This window comes from Actinacidiphila sp. bgisy167 (genome assembly GCF_057707665.1).
The window spans coordinates 1-18,846 of record NZ_JBYIQP010000010.1; the positions used below are offsets into that span (position 1 = coordinate 1).

The 18,846-nt window shown below is 72.3% G+C and carries 15 protein-coding genes; 6 read left to right on the forward strand and 9 right to left on the reverse strand.

Translation table 11 applies throughout. The features are described 5' to 3' along the window. Window positions 1–44: 44 nt before the first annotated feature. Window positions 45–1,367, reverse strand: a complete 1,323-nt coding sequence (locus tag AC3ET4_RS06055; protein ID WP_431946695.1) for an ABC transporter substrate-binding protein — start codon at window positions 1,365–1,367, stop codon at window positions 45–47. Between the two features lie 469 nt (window positions 1,368–1,836). On the opposite strand from AC3ET4_RS06055, the gene AC3ET4_RS06060 reads away from it, so the two are divergent. Both AC3ET4_RS06060 and AC3ET4_RS06065 read left to right on the forward strand, forming a co-directional pair. Beyond that, window positions 1,837–2,880 (forward strand): LacI family DNA-binding transcriptional regulator, encoded by a 1,044-nt coding sequence (locus AC3ET4_RS06060; RefSeq protein WP_431946697.1) that lies wholly within the window; start codon window positions 1,837–1,839, stop codon window positions 2,878–2,880. Between the two features lie 63 nt (window positions 2,881–2,943). Continuing rightward, on the forward strand, window positions 2,944–3,699 hold the full coding sequence (locus AC3ET4_RS06065) for a DUF6193 family natural product biosynthesis protein (RefSeq protein WP_431946699.1): 756 nt from the start codon (window positions 2,944–2,946) through the stop codon (window positions 3,697–3,699). A gap of 52 nt (window positions 3,700–3,751) precedes the next feature. Here AC3ET4_RS06065 and AC3ET4_RS06070 read toward each other — a convergent pair whose 3' ends face one another. From AC3ET4_RS06070 to AC3ET4_RS06080, 3 genes are read right to left on the reverse strand one after another with little or no spacing between them, the layout of a single operon-like run. Continuing rightward, a complete protein-coding gene (locus tag AC3ET4_RS06070) occupies window positions 3,752–4,600 on the reverse strand; it encodes an oxidoreductase (RefSeq protein ID WP_431946701.1) in 849 nt (282 codons plus the stop codon). A 20-nt stretch (window positions 4,601–4,620) separates the two neighbouring features. Further along, entirely contained in the window at window positions 4,621–5,379 is a 759-nt protein-coding gene (locus AC3ET4_RS06075; protein ID WP_431946703.1) for an SDR family oxidoreductase, read from the reverse strand. Window positions 5,380–5,410: 31 nt separating this feature from the next. Beyond that, complete coding sequence (locus tag AC3ET4_RS06080; RefSeq protein WP_431946705.1) at window positions 5,411–6,130, reverse strand: SDR family oxidoreductase; 720 nt, start codon at window positions 6,128–6,130, stop codon at window positions 5,411–5,413. Between the two features lie 296 nt (window positions 6,131–6,426). Here AC3ET4_RS06080 and AC3ET4_RS06085 point away from each other — a divergent pair, with 296 nt between their 5' ends. Further along, window positions 6,427–7,824, forward strand: a complete 1,398-nt coding sequence (locus AC3ET4_RS06085) for a D-alanyl-D-alanine carboxypeptidase family protein (protein WP_431946707.1) — start codon at window positions 6,427–6,429, stop codon at window positions 7,822–7,824. Window positions 7,825–7,926: 102 nt separating this feature from the next. Here the strand turns inward: AC3ET4_RS06085 and AC3ET4_RS06090 are convergent, their stop codons facing one another. The 3 genes from AC3ET4_RS06090 to AC3ET4_RS06100 all read right to left on the reverse strand — a co-directional run bounded on the left by AC3ET4_RS06090 (window position 7,927) and on the right by AC3ET4_RS06100 (window position 14,354). Then, entirely contained in the window at window positions 7,927–11,718 is a 3,792-nt protein-coding gene (locus AC3ET4_RS06090; protein WP_431946709.1) for a S8 family serine peptidase, read from the reverse strand. Window positions 11,719–12,244: 526 nt separating this feature from the next. Continuing rightward, entirely contained in the window at window positions 12,245–13,249 is a 1,005-nt protein-coding gene (locus tag AC3ET4_RS06095; RefSeq protein WP_431946711.1) for an NAD(P)H-dependent flavin oxidoreductase, read from the reverse strand. A gap of 100 nt (window positions 13,250–13,349) precedes the next feature. Then, a complete protein-coding gene (locus AC3ET4_RS06100; protein WP_431946713.1) occupies window positions 13,350–14,354 on the reverse strand; it encodes a cation diffusion facilitator family transporter in 1,005 nt (334 codons plus the stop codon). A gap of 457 nt (window positions 14,355–14,811) precedes the next feature. On the opposite strand from AC3ET4_RS06100, the gene AC3ET4_RS06105 reads away from it, so the two are divergent. Further along, window positions 14,812–15,762 carry an SDR family oxidoreductase gene (locus tag AC3ET4_RS06105; protein ID WP_431946715.1) on the forward strand — a complete coding sequence of 317 codons (951 nt, stop codon included), beginning with the start codon at window positions 14,812–14,814 and terminating at the stop codon, window positions 15,760–15,762. A 189-nt stretch (window positions 15,763–15,951) separates the two neighbouring features. Here the strand turns inward: AC3ET4_RS06105 and AC3ET4_RS06110 are convergent, their stop codons facing one another. Further along, entirely contained in the window at window positions 15,952–16,701 is a 750-nt protein-coding gene (locus AC3ET4_RS06110; RefSeq protein ID WP_431946717.1) for a hypothetical protein, read from the reverse strand. Between the two features lie 210 nt (window positions 16,702–16,911). Next, on the reverse strand, window positions 16,912–17,997 hold the full coding sequence (locus AC3ET4_RS06115; RefSeq protein ID WP_431946719.1) for a cation diffusion facilitator family transporter: 1,086 nt from the start codon (window positions 17,995–17,997) through the stop codon (window positions 16,912–16,914). A 73-nt stretch (window positions 17,998–18,070) separates the two neighbouring features. Between AC3ET4_RS06115 and AC3ET4_RS06120 the strand changes: the two genes are divergently transcribed. Both AC3ET4_RS06120 and AC3ET4_RS06125 read left to right on the forward strand, forming a co-directional pair. Continuing rightward, window positions 18,071–18,418, forward strand: coding sequence for an ArsR/SmtB family transcription factor (locus AC3ET4_RS06120; RefSeq protein WP_431946721.1), 348 nt, complete (start codon window positions 18,071–18,073; stop codon window positions 18,416–18,418). A 107-nt stretch (window positions 18,419–18,525) separates the two neighbouring features. Next, a complete protein-coding gene (locus tag AC3ET4_RS06125; protein WP_431946723.1) occupies window positions 18,526–18,831 on the forward strand; it encodes a hypothetical protein in 306 nt (101 codons plus the stop codon). Window positions 18,832–18,846 lie beyond the last annotated feature (15 nt).

The following is an 18,846-nucleotide window of genomic DNA, read 5'->3' on the forward strand; positions in this document are numbered from 1 at the left end:
GGCCGGTGCGGGCGGCAGTCAGTGCAGCCCGCACCGGTGGTGCGTCAGCCGATCGCCTTGTCGATCGTCTCCGTCGCAGCCTTCCACGCGTCAGCGGGCTTGGTGCCCCGCTGCTCCATGTTGTTGATCTGGTTCGAGATCGAGTCCTTGATCACGCCGTCCTTCGGGCCGAGCACGGCCTCGGGGATGCTCTGGGCCTCCTCGGCGTAGATCTGGCCGACCGGCGCGTTGTTGAAGTACTCGAGCTTCGCGTTCTTCACGTCGGGGAGCTCGTAGGCGCCCTTGTTGGACGGGAAGAGACCGGCAGCCTTGAAGAGCGCGGCCTGCTGCTCCGGGGCGGTCAGCCACTTGACGAGCTCGGTGGCCTCCTTGACGTGCTTGCCGGCCTTGGGGACCGCCAGGAAGGAGCCACCCCAGTTGGCCGCGGTCGAACCGGGCGCGCGGGAGATGTCCCACTTGCCCTTGTACGCGTCACCGGAGTTGTTGGAGATCTGGTTGGCCATCCACGCGGGGCACGCCACGCTGGCGACGGAGCCCTTGCGCAGCGCGGCCGTCCAGGCGTCGGTGAACTGCGGCAGGCCCTGGGACAGCTTCTTCTGCGCCGCCTCGGCGGCCAGGTCCCAGCCCTTCTTCACGGCGGGGCTGTCCTTGTAGACCGCCTTGCCGTCGGCGTCGTAGTACTGCTGGGCGTCCGAGCTGACGACCGCGTTGTACATGGCGCTCGCGGAGTCCATGAAGAAGGTGCCCTTGGGCGCCTTCGCCTTGTACTGCTCACCGAGCTTGAGGTAGTCCTGCCAGCCGCCCGCGACGGCCTTGGCGACGTCCTCGCGATCGCTCGGCAGGCCGGCCTGCTCGAAGAGGTCCTTGCGGTAGCACAGCGACATCGGACCGATGTCCGTGCCGGCGCCGATGACCGCACCGTCCTTCGTGGTGGCCTGCTTCTCCTTCCAGGACACCCAGTCGTTGACGTCGATCGACTTGCTCAGGTCGACGAACTTGTCGGCCTGGGTGTCGACGACCTCCTTGATGCGGCCGACCTCGAGGCCGGTCACGTCCCCCAGCCCGCTGCCCGTGTTCAGCTGCTGCAGAAGCTTCGGGTAGTAGTCCTGCTCGTTGGCAGTGACCTCTTCCTTCACCGTGATGTTCGGGTGGAGCTTGTGGTACTGCTCGAACAGGCCGGCCTCCTTGTAGCCGAACTGCCCGTAGTCCTGCACGGTGAGGGTGATGTTGCCGTCGGAGCCGGAAGCGTCCGAGTCGCCGCCGTCACTGCCGCATCCCGTGAGCAGTACTGCCGAGGCCGCCAGGACCGACGTGGTCAGGGCCGCCACTCTGCGGCCGCGACCGCCGCCGGTGCCAGTTATGCGCATTTCCACTACTCCTTGTTCCATTGGGGGAACGGACCTCAGGACTCGGGCCGCCAGCGGTCGACGGTCCCGACCTGCCCCTCCCGGGTCGAGCAGTGGCCAGCACGACAGCGTGGTGCGCGGTGCGTCAGCGCTGGTCACGCGGGTTCGATGCGCGATCGGAGGGAAAGGCCTTCGGTTCTTCGGGGTCGCGTGAGACGCCCCCGGCGAACCGTGGGACCGCTCCCACGCGGCATGCCGGAAGACTCCTTCGTGGCAGGCCAGATGTCAAGACTTGAAGGCGCGGTCGTTGCGTAAGCGTGTCCCACATGTCACGTCGATGTGTCCGACCTGTAGGTTGTCGGCCTAGGAAACCTGCAGGTCATCGGCAGGATGCCGGATCGGATCGGCCCCTTTGCCCACACCGGGGACAAGCCGCCGGATGCCTGGGGTCACAATGAAGCGGTCCATGCACCACGCCGGAAGGTGAAAGATGAGTCCTGCCTCCCAGCCGCCCGAGACCAGCCGCGCCCGGCGGCCGACCCTCGAGGCGGTGGCCGCTCGCGCCGGTGTGGGCCGTGGCACGGTCTCTCGGGTGATCAACGGTTCTCCCCAGGTGAGCGAACACGCGCGCGCGGCCGTCCAGCAGGCGATCGCGGAGCTCGGCTACATCCCCAACCGCACCGCGCGCTCCCTGGTGACCCGGCGCACCGACTCGGTCGCCCTGGTCGTTCCCGAGACGGAGACGCGGCTCTTTTCCGAGCCGTACTTCTCCGCCATCATCCGCGGCGTGACCTCGGGTCTCGCGGGCAGCGAGATGCAGTTGCTCCTGGTGCTCGTCCGCGACGAGAGCGAGCGGGCCCGGCTCGCGACGTATCTGACCGAACAGCGTGTGGACGGCGTGCTGATGGTGGCCGTCCACCGCGACGACACGCTCCCCGACCTGCTCGCGGAACTGGCCATCCCCACCGTGCTGGCCGGACGCCGCGGCCCCGCGGAGAGCTTGGGGCACGTGCAGGCCGACAACCAGGGCGGAGCCTGCGGGGCGGTCCGGCATCTGCTGGACGGCGGGAGGCGCACGATCGCCACCATCACCGGACCCCTGGACATGGACGTCGCCCAGGCCCGACTCGACGGCTACCGCGAGGCCCTGCGGACCGCCGGCATCGCGGTGGACGAGGAACTGATCGCCACCGGTGACTTCACCGAGGAGGGCGGACGGAAGGCCATGAGCGCGCTCCTGGCCCGACGACCCGGTCTCGACGCCGTCTTCGCTGCCTCCGATGTGACCGCCTCCGGCGCCGTGCTCGAACTGCGGGCCGCGGGACGGCGGATACCCGACGACGTCGCCGTCATCGGGTTCGACGATTCCATCGTGGCCCGGCACACCGATCCGCCTCTGACCAGCGTGCGCCAGCCGATCGAGGAGATGGGCCACACCATGGCGAGGCTGCTGCTGGACGAGATCGCCGAACGTGGCAAGGGCCGGCGGGAAGTCGTCCTGCCGACGCGTCTGGTGGTGCGGCAGTCGACCTGACCGGTGCCGGCTTCCCGCCCACGCGTCGCGCATGAGTGGGCGGTTGGGGCACAATCAGCGTTCGTGGCTCCGCAACGTGACCCAGCCGAGCTCTTTCCGGACATCGCGGAGCGGGGCGGCCTCGCCGCCGCCCTCCGGGCCGAGGCGGAGCAGGCCGGCCCCTCCCTGCCCGTGACGGCCTTGCCCGGTGACCCCGACCCCATGACCGGTGCCGCCGTCGCAAGCAGGCTGCCGCACCGGGCGCCGCTGCGGGTCACCGCGTCCACCTGGGAGCGGGAGTGGTGGATCCGCGGTACGGACACGGCGCAGGGGACGCCCCTCGTCGAAGGCTGTGCACGGGAGTTCGACCAGCTCATGAGGGCCGCACGGGCGTGGCACGAGGGGGCGTCGTTGAGCGACATCCGCCGGGCCGCGCCGTTCGTGCGCCTGACCGACCGGTTCGAGGTGCCGGACGGGGACCCCGTGCTGCTGGCCGAGTCCGAGTGGCGGGGTCTGCGCAACGAGGCGCGGACGGTGGTCGTGCCCGGGTACCGGCCGCTGGTCGAGGAGGCGTACGTCCAACCGGCCCTGCGGGCTCTCTATCCCTTCAGGATGGGCTGGACGCTGTGCTTCTCGACCACCACGCGCCCGGGCCTGAACCCGACCGGGCCACGGCTCTCATCGTATGACGGCGACGAGTACACGGTCAGCGCCGAGCTCGCCGGCGGCGGCGTCCTCGCCGTGACCGCCACCGCGCGGGAGGCGGTGGCGGCCGCCGTCCGTCATCTGCCGAGCGGACTCGGCCCGGTCACCTCCGGGGCGTCCGGCTCGTACTTCTGACGCACCGGCCACGGGCTCGGCCGGGACGGCGCCGACTGCGCCCGGCGGCCCGTCAGACCGCTGAGCTGACGTCGTCGTGGTCGGTGGACAGCGCGAGGGCCCGCCATGCGTCGGCCTCCTTCCGGAGCTGGGCGATCTTGCCGTCCATCGCGGCGGCGCAGTCGCTGCCGAGTTGCGCGCGCATCGGAGGGTGGGCGGAGTCGGCGAGCTCGATCATGGCTCGGGCGCCCTTGACCGGGTCGCCGGGCTGGTCGTGGTTGAGGCCGGGGACGGCGTCGCGCACCGCGCCGGCGGTGGCGGCGTAGTCGTCGATCACCCGGCCCTCGGTGTGCAGGCTGGAGGCGTCGAGGAAGTCGGTGCGGAAGTAGCCGGGTTCGACGATGACGACGTGGATGCCCAGCGGGGCCAGTTCGTCGTGCAGGGCTTCGGAGAGCCCCTCCACCGCGAACTTCGTCGAGCAGTAGACGCCGAAGCCGGGCGCGCCCCGGAAACCCCCGATGGAACTGAGATTGAGGATGCGGCCCGACCTCTGCCGGCGCATGACCGGCAGGACGGCACGGGTGACGTTGACCAGGCCGAAGACGTTCGTCTCGTAGACCGACCGGAACGCCTCGTCGGAAATCTCCTCCACCGCGCCGAGCACACCGCGCCCCGCGTTGTTGACCAGGACGTCGATCCCGCCGAAGGCGTCCACGGCCGCGTCGACCGCCGCACGGGCCCGCGCCTGGTCGGTGACGTCCAGCGCGACGGCGAGCACCCGGTCGCCGTACCCGGCGAGCGCCTTCTCCACGCCACGGGGATCGCGTGCCGTCGCCACGACGCGGTCACCGCGTTCCAGCGCCTGGCGCGCGATCTCCAGACCGAATCCGCGGGCCGTTCCCGTGATGAACCATGTGATCATGACAGCCTCACTCCCGGGAGTCAGTGCGCGATGAGGTTCTGGCCGCCGTCGATGTCGTATGTCGCGCCGGTGAGCGCGTCGTTGACCATGATGTGGGTGGCGAGCGCGGCGACGTCGGCGGGGCCGACGAGCCGCCGGACGGGCAGGGCGGCGCGCAGCTCCTCGCGCCGGGCTTCGATCCGGTCGCCCAGGAGCGACGCCGACAGCGGGGTGTCGACGAAGCCGGCGGCGATGAGGTTGACGCGGATCGGAGCCAGCTCCAGGGCCAGGTTCGCGGTGAGCGCGGGAAGTGCGGCGGTGAGGGCGGACGCCACGGCCATGCCGATGCCGGGGCGCCGGCCGCCCGTGCCGCCGAGGAACAGCACCGTGCCGCCGGGGCGGACCCTGCCGGCACTGTGGAGCGCCACCCCCAGGGTCATGGCCAGGCGTTCGCCGAAGTGACGGCGGGCAGCCGCGAGGTCCATCCCGTCCAGCGGCATGTAGAAGGGGCTGCCGGCGGTGAGGAGCACATGGTCGACCGTGCCGGGCAGGCCCTCGAAGAACGCGCCGAGACGGTCGGTGTCCGTCGCGTCGAACGCCGCCGTGATCGATGGCCGCAGCTCGGCAGCCGCCTGCCGCAGCCGCTCGGGGTCGCGGCCGGCCAGCACGACCTCGCCACCGGCGGCCCGTACGCGGCGCGCTGTCTCGAATCCGATGCCCGCGCTGCCGCCGATCACCACGACGGTCTGGCCGCCGAGGTCATGGAGGTCAGGAGCGCCCTGCGCGTCGCCGCCCGTCATGGAATCTCCCGTCCCGGTCCGCCGCGGCGAGTCAGACCAACGCCTCACCGCCGTGCAACTGCGGGTACAGCGTTTCCAGATCACCGGACAGGGCACCGCGGACCTGCCGGGTGACGTCGTCGGCGAGCACCTCGTGGGCTCCGGCCGCCACCGCGTCGAGCGTGGCGCGCGCCACGGTGGCGGGATCCGACTTCGGGCCGGTCACGGCCGCGGCCATCTCCGTGGCGAGGTAGCTGACGTGCAGCGCCGTGACCTGCGTCCCCTGCTCGGCGAGGGCCACCCGCAGGGCATTGGTGATCGACCACTCGGCGGACTTCGCGGCGGCGTACCCGGCGCTGCGCGGAATGGCCAGCCAGGACAGCACGGAGAGCACATTGACGATCGCGCCGCCCCCGTTGCTCCCAAGGACGGGGGCGAAGGCCCTGCTCATGGCGAGGGTGCCGAGCACATGGGTCTCGAACTCCGTGCGGAACGCGTCCAGTTCGGCTGTCAGGATGTTCGCCCGGGTGGTGGAACCCGCGTTGTTGACGAGGAGGTTCACGTCCCCGGCCTGCTCGGCCGCGGCGAGGACCGACGCGTGGTCGGTGATGTCCACCGGGATCGGGACGGCATCGGGGACGGAGACCTTCGCGGGGTCGCGGGCTCCGGCGTAGACCTTGGCGGCCCCGGCGTCGAAGAGCGCCCGCACGAACTGCTCGCCGAGCCCGCGGTTGGCTCCGGTGACGAGGGCAACGGCCCCTTGGACCTTCATGGAGGCACCCTTCCGGCTGCGGTGTCGGGCCCCGGCACGCGCATCCGTCGCGGCGCCGCCGCAGGCCCGTCGTCGTCCTCCCTTCCCCGAACGTATATCGGCGGTGTGGCCGCCACCACCCGAGCCGACCCAGGGCCGACCCCTCCCCGCCGCTCAGCGGGGAGGGTGCCGTGTGCCGGGGGACCGGAAGGGGCCGGGCGGGTGGCGGGGCACTCATTCGGCGGCGCTCACGATGCCGCGGCCGCCGCGCCGCGGAGACTGGTCATCGGCAACGGAATGTCGTCGAGGAGGTCGGCGTGACGGGCGAGTCTCCCGGCGGGGCGGATCGGCAGGAGTCGACGGGGGCGACGCCCGAGTCGAACGAGGCGGACGGCGCGGGGGAGCCCGTAGCCCTCGCCGGGGGTCGCCGGACGCTGCTGGACGAGCTGACGAATCCTCCTCCGCCCCCGCCACCCCCGCCGCCCGCGGAGACGGCCGAGCGCACCCCCGGCATCCCGGTGTGGAGCTGGTTCCCGGTGCTCGTCCTGCTGCTGCTCGCCTTCTGCGGGGTCCAGGCTGTGCGCCCGCTGCCGGCGCCCACGCTGCGGCTGACGGCGGCGTCCTCCCACACCTTCGCCGGCGAGTGGCCGTCACTGCCGTGGCCCACCGAGGGCCAGGCGGTGCTGGAGGCCGAGGGCCTCGGCCGGATCGGGGCGTCCGGCGCGCAGCGGCCGGTGCCGATCGCGAGCGTCGCGAAGGTGATGACGGCGTACGTCATCCTGCGCGACCATCCGATCGAGGAGGGCGGCACGGGCGAGACGGTGGAGGTCGACCGCAAGGCCGAGGAGCAGTACGGCAGCGGACTCGCCGCGGGGGAGTCGGTCGTCAAGGTGACCGCGGGGCAGGAACTCAGCGAGTACGAGGCGCTGGCGGCCGTCATGCTGCCCTCGGCCAACAACGTCGCCCGCCTGCTGGCGCGCTGGGACGCGGGTTCCGAGGCCGCGTTCGTGGAGAAGATGAACGCCGCCGCCCGCGAACTCGGGATGGACGACACGACGTACACCGACCCGAGCGGTCTGGAGGCGACCACCGTCAGCACCGCGAGCGACCAGGTCAGGCTGGGGCACGCGGCGATGAGGATCCCGGTCTTCGCCGAACTCGCGGCCAAGACCCGCTACACGGATGTCAACGGCGACGTCCAGCGCAACGTCAACGGGCTGCTCGGCTCCGGCGAGGTCGTCGGCATCAAGACCGGCAGCAGCACCAAGGCGGGCGGCAACCTCCTGTTCGCGGCGGTCCGCGAGGTCGGCGGCACGGAGCAGCTCGTCGTCGGCGCGGTGCTCGGACAGCACAAGGCGCCCATCCTCGACACGGTGCTGAACCGCAGCGGCATCCTGCTCGAGTCCGGTCTCGGGGCGCTCCTCTCCCAGCCCGTCGTCAGGAAGGGCGAGGCCGTCGGCTATGTCGACGACGGTCTCGGCGGCCACACCGAGGTCGTGGCGACGCAGGACGTCCGGGCGATCGGCTGGAGCGGGCTGAAGGTCAGCGTCTCCTTGGACGCCCCCCGAGGCGGCCTCCCGCACGCGGCGCCGGCCGGCTCACCGGTCGGTGTCCTCACCGTCGGCGGCGACGGCAGCGCCGTCAGGGTCCCCGTCGCCCTGGGCGGCCACCTGTCGTCGCCGTCGTTCGGCGCGAAGCTGACGCGCCTGGGATGACGTTCCGCGTGGGCCGGTTTGCTCCTCTTCGCGGTGTCGACGCTCAGGGCCCCTGTGCGCTTGTCGCGCACAGGGGCCCCGGTTCATGGTGCGGCGCGGCGCCTACGTGAGGCCGAACGCCCTGACCAGCGTCTGGCTCACGCTGTTGCCCTTGGCGTCCCGCACAGTGGTGCGCAGGCTCACGTAGCGGGCCTTGGACGGCGCCCCGAGCTTCGCACTCCAGGCGCTGCCCTTGTGGCTGAGCGGCGTGCGGTGCCAGGTGGCACCGTCGTCGTAGGAGACGTCGACGGTGGTCGTGCGGATCGCCCCGGCGCCTGTGGCGCTGGGAAGATGTGAGGGAGTGACGGTGAGAGTCGCCTGCCGCGGTGCCTTGCCGGACAGGTCGGTGGGCACCGAGTAGCCGACCTGGATGAGCGGCAGGGTGGCGTAGTCGTCGTTCTCGTAGCCGGAGCGGAAACCCCACTCGGTACGGGTGCGGGTGGAGTAGGCCAGTTGCGGCATGTCCTGACGGCCTTCCACCACGAGCCGGTAAGGCGTCGGCTCCGGCGACACGTCCGGGACGTTGATGATGTGCTCGTTGTCCACTTCGTCCAGGAGCTGGTCACCCTGGTACAGCGAGGTCTTCGACGTACCACCGTCGCTGAAGAGCAGGCCGGCGTGGCCGCCGGCGTCCCCCCAGGGCGTGAGGATGGACGAGCTGAGGATGTTGCCGCTCCGGTAGGGCGCGGGGATTCCGCCGGTGTGGTCCAGCAGCCGCGGGTGGAGGACGGGCGAGAACCAGGTCTCCTTGAAGACGCTGCCCGGCTTGTAGGAGCGCGCGTCACCCCACAGGGCGAGTGAACCGGGATTGCCGAGTTGATTCGTGCTCGCGTTGTTGGTCCATTCGACGTTCGGACCTGCCGTGACCCACGAGGTCAGGGTGCCCTGGGCACGCACCCTGCTGTCGGCGCCGGTCAGAGTCCTGTGATCGAGGGACATGTCCTGCCGCATCTCCAGGGCCTGGACCTGCTGGGTGTGGCGGAACGATTCGTCGATGCGCGCGAGGGCGTTCGCACGCGGGTGGTAGGAGGGGTCCTGGGCGACGGCACCCTTGTGGTACCGGATCAGGTCGTACAGATACCGCGCATACGGGTGCGACACGAACTTGAGCGGTGCCTCGTGGAGGCGGATGCGGCTGAGCAGCCGCACGCTGTCGTCGGTGCCGAGCGACGCGACCGGCAGCGGCGGGGCGTCGCCCCGCTCGGCCCAGGCGTCCAGGGGCCCATAGCCGTCGTTGAGGATGAGCAGCGTACTGGCGCCGGCCTTCTTGGCGGCGGCGGCCTGGTCGGGCGCGGGCACCGAATCGCTGCGGCGGACCACTGCCGCCTTGCCGCGGAGCCGCTGCTTGCCGAAGTCCGCGGCCGAGCCGTCACCGGCGTAGACAGCCGGGTAGGTGAGCGTGCCCTCGGGCAGTATCGGCGACTGGCTCTGGATGACGAGACTGTCGTAGGACTGCGAACCGGACGACAGCGTCAGCGGAGGCTGGACCTGGCGCCAGCGGGTGGCAGCGGTGTAATGGCCCAGTGTCACCTTCGGGGTGGGTGCCAGCCAGAGGCTGTCGTAGAGCCACCACACGGGCTGGTAGGAGTCGGCATACGGCGCCAGGTCACCGTAGGAGCGGTACTGGTCCACGCGCAGGAAGCTGTTGGCGGTCCGCTGGGGGGTGGTGGCCTCCGCCTTGCGCAGGGTGGCGGCGTCGAAGACCACCGTGCGGTCGCGGTCGACGGTGATCTGGGGCGCGCTGAACACGGCCATGCCCCGGCTGTGGGTGCCGTCGACACCGGGCACATCGGCGTAGAGCCACGCCGCGTAGGTGCCGGGCAGAACGCCGTCGCTGACGCCGGCGGCCCCGTCGAGCGTGTGGATCCTGGGCACGACGTTCCGCGTGATGTCCTGGAGGATGAGGGTGCCCGACAGCGGCTTGCCTCGCCGGTCCTTGGCGCTGAAGGACAGCGTGTGCCGCGGGCCTTCCTTGTTCAGGCCGATCGGCGTGTGCGTGTACGCGGTGCCGTCCTGGCCCGTCGCGGTGAGCAGGGAGCTGTAGCCCGTCTCGTTCTCGGCCTTGTCGAGGTGACTGATCACCCCGACGGTGGCGGTGCCGTGCGCCGGGACGGTCAGCCGGGATGCCGTCAGCGTGAACAGGTCCTCCGGGAGCTGCTGGCCTTCCGACGAGGTTCCGCCGGTGATGGTCAGGTCCACGGTCACGGGAGCCGCGCCGGTGTTGGTGTAGGTGACGTCCTTGCGGACCGTCTGGCCCGCCGTGTACGGGTAGCGGGCATCGGCGAACACCGACGCGGGGGTGATGAGGGTGGCCTTCGCGGTGGCGGCGATGTCGAGCCGGCCGCTGCCCGCCTCATACGGGCTGTATCTCGAGGCCCCCTTGGCGGTGCTCACCAGCGCGTCCTTGAGCTGTTGCCCCGTCCAGTCCGGATGCTCGGCCGCGAGCAGAGCGGCGGCGCCCGCGACGTGCGGGGTGGCCATCGACGTACCGCTCATGGAGAGGTACGGGCCCTCGCCGCCTGCCATGTACTGCGAACGGGCGGCGAGCACGGCCACGCCGGGGGCGGACAGATCGGGCTTGAGGCCGTGGTCGCCCTGGCGCGGACCACGGCTGGAGAAGCCGGCCAGTTGGTCGGCCTGCTTGCCGGAACTCGCGACCGCCGCGACCGTCAGCGCCGCGTCCGCCACGCCCGGAGAGCCGAGGGTGTAGGCATCGGGGCCGGAGTTGCCCGCCGCGACGACGAAGAGCGCTCCGGTCTCCGCGCTCAGCCTGTTCACGGCCTGGCTCAGCGGGTCGGTGCCGTCACCGCCGTTGTCCACACCAAGGCTCATGTTGATGATCCTGGCGTGCTGGTCGCGGGCGGCCCACTCCATACCGGCCAGGATCCAGGAGTCCTGCCCCTTGCCGTCATTGCCCAGGACCTTGCCGATGTGCAGCGACGCCCCCGAGGCCACGCCCTTCTCGGTGCCGCCTGACGCGGCGCCGGTACCGGCGATGGTCGAGGCGACGTGGGTCCCGTGCCCGGCATGATCGGAAGTGTCCTCGCCGGGCACGAAGCTCTGCGTCACCGCGATCCGGTCCGCGAAGTCCGGGTGCGCGGCGTCGATTCCGGTGTCGAGTACGGCGACGTCCACGCCGCGCCCGGTGTTGCCGTTCCCCCAGACTTCGGGGGCGCCGATGTACGAGGTGGTGTCGGACAGGGAGACCTCGGCCTTGCCGTCCAGCCACACCTTGGCGATGCCGCCCGCCAGTGCCCCGTCGCGGCCGTCGGCCTGCGTCGACCTCCGGGCTCCCGGCGAGGTGCCGGTGAGGGAGGACCAGAAGCCGGCGGCGTCCGCGTGCCCCGCGGAGATCGCCGCTCCCTGGATGCTGTCGAGCGTCAGGGTCTTCCTCGCGCCGTCCGGGACCGTGGCGGTCCGGAAGCGGGCGGCGTCGTTGTACGTGACGAGCAGCGGAAGGCGGTCGCTGTGCGCGGCGTCGTAGCCGTCCTCGACCAGCTCGGTGACGTTGAACAGCTGCTCGTCCAGCGCCCCGGACGAGATGTAGGGCAACGCCTGGTCGGGGTACACATAGGTGTCGTCGCCGACCGACATGACGTGCACGCCACTGGCCCGGCCCTGCGGATCGACCACTGCCGTCGCCGTGCGGCCGTCCTCGGCCACCGTCACTTTGTCGCCCGTGATCAGCGTGACGGTACGTGAGGCGGCGGAGCGTCCGGAGGCGGACGCAGTGGAAGAGATCGTGGTGCCGGGCGACGAGGCAGGAGCGACGTCCGCCGCCGCCGGGCCGACGGCCGTCATCACCACCACGGCGGCCAGAGCGGCTGTCAGCCCGCGTCCGCGGGGCAAAGGCAACGACAAGGGAATCCTCCGGGTTCGGGGCGCTGAATAGTCGCCAAATTCAGGCACACCCGTGAATGGATGGCAACGAAGTTGCCGTAAAGTTACCGATCTTGGAGATTCCCAGAAAATGCGGGATGTCGTTTCACACAAATACCGGGCTTTTGGTCTTGACTTCGCCGGACGCGACCAGGACTGACGGGCCGTGAGGTCAGCCGCGTGCAGCGGGGCTACTTCCGCTGGGCGACTTCAGCGGTGACGAGGGCTGTGCTGTGCCGCGGCCGCCTCCCGCCCGCCGCTCGAGAACCCGGTGTACGGGAGTCACGTGCCCGCAGCCGAAGCGCGGAGCGCGACGAGGGGATACCTGCGGGTATCGTGCGCCGGCGAACCGCGCAGACTCGGACGTCCACTCCGGCGACGTGAATTGGAGGCGCGTTCGTGGCTGTTGGCGGCAGCGAGCGACCGGGCGGGCCGCACGCCATCTGTCGCCGTCGGCGCGGGAGTCTGCGACAGCGGGCACCGGACGCGGTGCGCGGGGCCGTCAGGCGGATTCCTTGCCGATGCCGCCGCATGCCGTGCCCAGGAGCAGAGCGGCCCCGTCGGCGAGTTCGCGGACCACGTCCAGGGCCGATTCGATCCGGGAGACCGCCCCGACGGCCTCGCCCGCGTACAGGGCCATCGCGTCCAGGTGCCCGGTCGTCGCCCGCAGCGGGCAGACCGGGCTGGATGCCGGAACGGGCACGGGCACGCCGCCCAGCACCGTCTCGCCCGCGACGCCGGTCGCCAGGGCGCGGGCACGCTCCACGCAGGACGACAGGACGCGATGCGGGGCGTCCGGCCATCCGGCCGAGAACTGCGTCGTCAGTTCCGTGTCGCCGGCGCCCGCCCTGACCAGGGCCTGCTTGTACTGCGGGTGTGCGTCGGACTCGTACGTGGCGACGAAGCGCGTGCCGACGCGGGCCGCGTGCGCCCCGGCTGCCAGCACCGCTGCCAGGGACCTCGCGGTGCCGATGCCGCCCGCCGCCACGACGGGCACGTCGACCGCGTCGAGCACGTCGCCGAGGAGGGGGAGCAGCGGCCGCACCCCGCGTACGTGACCGCCCGCCTCCCTTCCCTGGACGACGACGAAGTCGCACCCCGCGTCGGCGGCGGCCCGGGCCTCGTCGTCCGAGCCCACCTGCCACGCCGCCAGTGCCCCACCGCGTCGGGCACGCGCGACCAGGCGGGGGACCGGAGCGGCGTAGGAGAACTCGACGACCGGCATCCGCTCCGCGGCGACGTCGACGCATGCCTCGTCCTCGAGCAGCGGGAGGACGAAGTTGACCCCCACCGGGCGGGAGGTGCGCCGTCGGACGGCGTCGAGCAGACCGGCGAGCACGGGCGGGGAAGCCGTCGGGTAGCCGACCATCCCGAGCGCCCCCGCGGCGGACACCGCGTCGGCGAGGTCGAGCCCGCTGACCCAGCCCATGCCGGCCAGCTGGATCGGGACGTCGCAGCCGACGAGATCGGTGAACCGGGTGCGCAGGGGGATGGGTACGGTTGCCATGGGCTGATGCAAGCGCCCCCCTCGCGGTGCCGCCACCGCGACGCGTCGAGGTGGCGGAGCGTCACCCGGGCGGCCTCATGCGAGCCGTCACGCGGGCCGGTCAGTGGACGTGCGGTCCCTCGCGGTGGACGGGGCCGTGGGCGTCACCGCAGTGCCCCGTCATGCGGCTGCCCCGGCCGTCGCCCACGCTGAGGAGTTCGGCGGGCGCGTGGTCCACCTGCAAGGTGGTGTGCGTCAGGCCGTAGCCGGTGTCGAGGAGTCTTTCCAGGTCGAGGCGGACGGCGTGGCAGTCCCCGCCCTGCCGGACCAGGATGTGCGCGGACAGCGCGGGTTGTCCGGAGGTGATGGTCCAGATGTGCAGGTCGTGGACCTCGGTGACGGCTTCGTGCGCGGCGAGCCGGTCGCCGACCTCGTCCGGGTCGAGGCCGGCGGGCGCGGCCTCCAGGAAGATGCGGCCCGATTCCCGGACGAGTCCGTAGCCCGCCCTGACCATGAGGCCGACCACGACGAGCGTCGCGATGGCGTCGATGCGCGCGAAGCCGGTGAGCAGCACCACCAGGCCGGCGACGGCGGTGCCGATGAAGGCGTACAGGTCGTTCAGGACGTGCTGGAAGGCCCCTTCGACGTTGAGGGACGTGCGGTTGGCCCGTGAAAGGCACCAGGCCGCGGCCACATTGACGACGATTCCGGCCAGGGCGGTGACCAGGACCAGGCCGCCCTCGACGGCCGGGGGCGAGATGAGCCGCCGTACGGCCTCGTAGGCCAGCCACCCGCCCAGCAGCAGGAGGGTGATGCCGTTCGCCTGGGCGGAGAGGATCTCGGCGCGCTTGAGGCCGTAGGTGAAGCCGCCCCGCGCCGGGCGGGCGGCCAGGCGCATGGCGACGAGGGCCAGCACGATGGACGCGGCGTCGGTGAGCATGTGAGCGGCGTCGGAGAGCAGCGCCAGCGACCGGGCGATCACGCCGACGACGACCTCGATGGTCATGAACCCGGCTATCAGGCCCAGCGCGATGCCGAGCCAACGGCGGTCGGCGTCCTCGGACACACCGTGCTCGTGGCCGTCGGCACCGTGCTGATGAGTGTGGTCGTGGCCGTGGGCGCGCATGTGAAATTCCTCCACTTTCGCGGGTGCCGGAACGGAAGGAAAACACATCGGTGCGTTGCTCCGCAAAGGCTGTACCGGTGACCGTTGTCAACACCGATAACGCGCCGGTGAGCTGCGGAAACGCCATCGGCCGCAGTGAAGGGCGGAGCTCGCGGCGCCCGGGGGGCCGTGCCGCGCGGCAGGCATGCGGCTCAAGGCGCCGCACCGAGGGGCAGGGCTCGCCGCGGCCCATCGGGGAGCTGACGAGGCGGGCCCGCGCCACGGAGCGGGCCGTACGAGGCACCCGCGGTGTGCGCCGCGGAGCACACCCTCCAGCCGCTTCGTCCGCCGCGGGCCTCCGTTCGAGTGGCCGCCCGGCCGGCCGCCGACGCGGCACGCGCATCCGTGCCCGGATCCGGGCTTCACTCGAAGGTGCCGAAGCACGTATGTCCATGACCGAAACGGTGTGCCCGTGAGGATGACCGGTATCAGCGCAGGCCGCAGCGGGGCCGCGGCCCCGCTGGAGGGCAGGGTGGCCGTCGTCACCGGCGCGGCCCGCGGAGTGGGCGAGGCACTGGCCCGGCGCCTGTCGGTCCTCGGTATGCGAGTCGCCCTGCTGGGCCGGGAGGAGGCGACCCTGCGGAAGGCGGCGTCCTCGCTGCCCCGCCGGAACATCTGCGTCGAGGCGGACGTCACCGACCGCTCCGCGCTCGATGCCGCCGCCCGCCGGGTGGAGGCCGAACTCGGACCCGCCAGCGTGGTGGTGGCCAACGCGGGCATCGCCGCCGGCGGGCCCTTCGCCCGGACCGACGCCGAGCTGTGGCAACGGGTCGTCGATGTCAACCTGGTGGGAGCCGCGAACACGGCCCGGGCCTTTCTCCCCCAACTGACGTACACGCGAGGTTACTTCCTGCAGATCGCCTCGACCGCCGCCTTCTCCTCCGCTCCGCTGATGAGCGCCTACTGCGCCTCGAAGGCCGGCGCCGAGTCCTTCGCCCAGGCACTGCGCGGCGAGGTCGAGCCCGACGGCGTCACCGTCGGCATCGCCTACCTCCACTGGACCGGCACCGACATGATCAGCGGGCTCGACGACCACCCCGTCCTGCACGCCCTGCGGCGCAACCAGCCGTCGTTCGCCCGCCGTGTCCACCCGCCCGCCCAGGTCGCCGACCGGCTCGCCACCGGCATCGTCCGCCGCGCCCACCACGTCTACGCACCGTCCTGGCTGCGCTGGTGCCAGCCCCTGCGACCGCTGTTCCCCCCGGTGGTCTCCTGGATGGCGCGGCGCGAGCTGCGCGCCCGCTCCGCCGCCGAACTCGGCTCGCACACCGGCGTCATGGGGGCCGGAGGCCGCGCCGATTGGGACGCCTTCACATCCGCCGCCGGACCGGAGCGGCCGGACCGCCCCCCGCCCGGCGACGCCGGCTGATCCGGGGGCGGCTCGACGGCCTCCCTCCAGCCGCTTCCCCGACCTGGCGTCACCGACGGGCAGGAGGAGGGGCGGCAGCGTGGGCCGCGCGGCGTGCGGCCGGCAGCCGCGAGGTCGGGGGTGGGGCGGTGGCGGATGCGCGGCTGGGTACGCGGTGTCGCCCGGCCGCGGCGGCATCGTTCCGGCCCGTCAGCGGGGAGGACGTCGCCCGGTGAGCGCCTGCCACCGGTCGCGGGCGGCTTCGAGGCCCGAGAGCGCCGTGGCGCGTGCCGGGTCGCGGCGCTGCCGGGCCGTCACCGAGTCGAGGTGTTCGCGGGCGTCCCGGGCGGGACCCGTGTCGGCGAGGGCCGCCATCAGGTCGTCCTCCGCCTCCTTGACCGACGTGGCGAGCCGCGTGCGGAACGTCCGCTCCTTGGCCACCGCGTTCTCGACGCGGACGCTGAAGCGGCGCACGCCGTCCTCGCCGGGCCCACCGGGCGGGTAGGTCACCAGGTGCACCCCGTCCGGTCGCCTGAGGTAGAGGTGGTTGCCGGCCGGGCTGTGCTCGAACCGCACCTCCAAGTCGCCCAGCGGCAGCACTGTCGTCTCCGGCCCGGATATGACCAACACGTGCGTGTACAGGCTGACTCTGCCGAGCCTCGCGACGAACGCGCCCCTGCCCGGTCGGCGCAGCCTCGCCAGGTGCCGCTCGGCGTCGCCGACGCGGCGCCGGTGGCGGCGGTCCGCACCGGCCACCCGTGCCCGGGCCGCGGCCAGTTCGCGCCGAGCCCTGCGGCGGTGCGCGCGGACGGCCCGCCGGGCGCGTGCCAGAGCGTGCCGCTCGGGTTCATGACGGACGGAGAGCGCGAATGTCCAGCCGCCGGGGTATCGGTGGAGCCGCCTCCCCACTCCAGCGAGCGCGAGGATCACGACGGTCAGGGTCATCCCCACTATGCCCACGTGCCCACCTCACCCGGAGACAGCCGCCGAGGTGCTGGTCGTGCGCTCGGGGCGGAGGAACCAGTCGAAGGTGTCGAATCTTGTGCATATCGGAAGATATGCCCAGTCAAGTCCCCGTACACGCACGCTCACCGGCAGTGATTCCGGGCCGCCCGTCAGGCTCGATACCGGCTGACGCGCTGTCGGCGGCGGGGGAGTCGCTGTGCGGGCTCAGGCGGCCTGGTGGTGGGCCAGTTCGGCGTGCGGGTCGGCCATGCCCGGGGGTGGCGTGGGGTCGGCGTGCACCAGGGCGGCGGTCAGCCGGGGAACGGCGTGCAGCAGCGCGTGCTCGGCCGCGACGGCGACGTGGTGTGCCTGACGCACGGTGAGGTCACCGTCGACGACCACGGCGACCTCGGCGCGCAGCCGGTGCCCGATCCAGCGCAGGCGCAGTTCGGGCACCGTCCGGACCCCCGGCACCTGGCGCAGGGCGTGCTCCGCCGCGTCGACCAGCGCCGGGTCGACGGCATCCATGACGCGTCGGAAGACCTCCCGCGCGGCGTCCCGGAGCACCAGCAGGATCGCCGCGGTGATGGCGAGGCCGACGATCGGGTCCGCCAGGCGCCATCCCACCGCGGCGCCCCCGGCGCCGAGCAGCACGGCCAGCGAGGTGAAGCCGTCGGTGCGGGCGTGGAGGCCGTCGGCGACGAGCGCCGCCGAGCCGATCCTCCGCCCGACGCGGACGCGGTAGCGGGCCACCCATTCGTTGCCGAGGAAGCCGATCACGGCCGCGGCGGCCACGGCGGGCAGGTAGGCGACGTCCCTGGGGTGCAGAAGCCGGTCCAGGGCGGTCCAGGCGGCGAAGCCTGCCGACGCGGTGATGGTCAGGACGATGGCGAGCCCGGCGAGGTCCTCGGCCCGGCCGTAGCCGTAGGTGAAGCGCCGCGTGGCGGCGCGCCGCCCGATGACGAAGGCGACGCCGAGGGGCAGCGCGGTGAGGGCGTCGGCGGCGTTGTGCGCGGTGTCGCCGAGGAGGGCGACCGAGCCGGACAGGACGACGACCACCGCCTGGGCCACGGCGGTGGCGCCGAGGACGGCGAGCGAGATCCACAGGGCCCGCATGCCCTCGGCGGAGGACTCCAGGGCCCGGTCCACCTTGTCGGCGGAGTCGTGTGAGTGGGGGTGCGGCAGGTGCGCCGGCCGGCGGCGCAGGCTGGGCCGGCCCCGTCGGCCGCCGTGGCCGTGGGCGTGGCCGAGGTTCCGCGCGTGCGCGTGGTCCCGGACGGGTTCGTGGTCGTGTGAGTGCCGGCCGTTCATGGGGAGCCGCCTTCCGGGGGCCGGGGTGGACATGGTTCGAGCCTTCCCCGATTATGTGCGTATGAACGCACGCATGCACCTATCACCTGCGCATGGTGCGCATCCGCGAGAGACGGGCGTCGACCACTACGCCCGCGGTGCGGAGATCCTCGGTCTGCTCGCGGACCGCACCCGCCTCGCCGTGCTGCACACGCTGACCGAGGGGGAGGCCGACGTCTCCTCGCTGACCGCGCGGGTGGGCGCGGCGCGTCCCGCCGTCAGCCAGCACCTGGCCAAGCTCCGGATCGCGGGCCTGGTCTCCGCCCGTAAGGAGGGCCGCCGGGTCGTGTACACACTCTCCGACGGCCATCTGCGTCGGCTCATCGACGAAGTGCTCAACCTGGCGGACCACCGTCTGAGCGGCACACCGCAGCACGCCTGAGACCGGTCCTCGGCACTTGATGGCGTAAGGTGCGCCCTGTGCGAGGCCGCCACCGCGGAACATGTCCACCGTTCCTCGTCGCGCTACTGGCCGCATTCTGCTTCGCCGTGGCCGGCTGGCCCGCGCACGTCCACCACGGGCCCCGCGCACACGTCCATCTGACGGACGTGAAGGAGAAACCCCACCCCGCCGCTCCCCACCACCCCGGCGAGGACTGCACCCCGGGCTCCTTCGAGCTGCCGGGGTCGCGCACCGGGCCACGCGAGAACGGAACGGGGCCCACGCAGATCGGAGCCTGCGCAGCGACGCCCGGGCGGCTGCCCGCCGCGCACAACACGCCGGGGAGCGGCCCGGCCCCCGGCGCCCGCATAGCGACCGCGGCGCCGTCCGTCCTCAGCGTCTGGCGTATCTAGAGCGTGTCCGCCCGG

Coding starts and splice junctions, on each gene's coding strand:
- AC3ET4_RS06100 (WP_431946713.1), bottom strand. CDS start 14,354: ATGCGCGCCCACGGCCACGACCACACTCATCAGCACGGTGCCGACGGC.
- AC3ET4_RS06120 (WP_431946721.1), top strand. CDS start 18,071: ATGCACCTATCACCTGCGCATGGTGCGCATCCGCGAGAGACGGGCGTC.
- AC3ET4_RS06075 (WP_431946703.1), bottom strand. CDS start 5,379: ATGACGGGCGGCGACGCGCAGGGCGCTCCTGACCTCCATGACCTCGGC.
- AC3ET4_RS06095 (WP_431946711.1), bottom strand. CDS start 13,249: ATGGCAACCGTACCCATCCCCCTGCGCACCCGGTTCACCGATCTCGTC.
- AC3ET4_RS06060 (WP_431946697.1), top strand. CDS start 1,837: ATGAGTCCTGCCTCCCAGCCGCCCGAGACCAGCCGCGCCCGGCGGCCG.
- AC3ET4_RS06055 (WP_431946695.1), bottom strand. CDS start 1,367: ATGCGCATAACTGGCACCGGCGGCGGTCGCGGCCGCAGAGTGGCGGCC.
- AC3ET4_RS06070 (WP_431946701.1), bottom strand. CDS start 4,600: ATGATCACATGGTTCATCACGGGAACGGCCCGCGGATTCGGTCTGGAG.
- AC3ET4_RS06115 (WP_431946719.1), bottom strand. CDS start 17,997: ATGAACGGCCGGCACTCACACGACCACGAACCCGTCCGGGACCACGCG.
- AC3ET4_RS06105 (WP_431946715.1), top strand. CDS start 14,812: ATGACCGGTATCAGCGCAGGCCGCAGCGGGGCCGCGGCCCCGCTGGAG.
- AC3ET4_RS06080 (WP_431946705.1), bottom strand. CDS start 6,130: ATGAAGGTCCAAGGGGCCGTTGCCCTCGTCACCGGAGCCAACCGCGGG.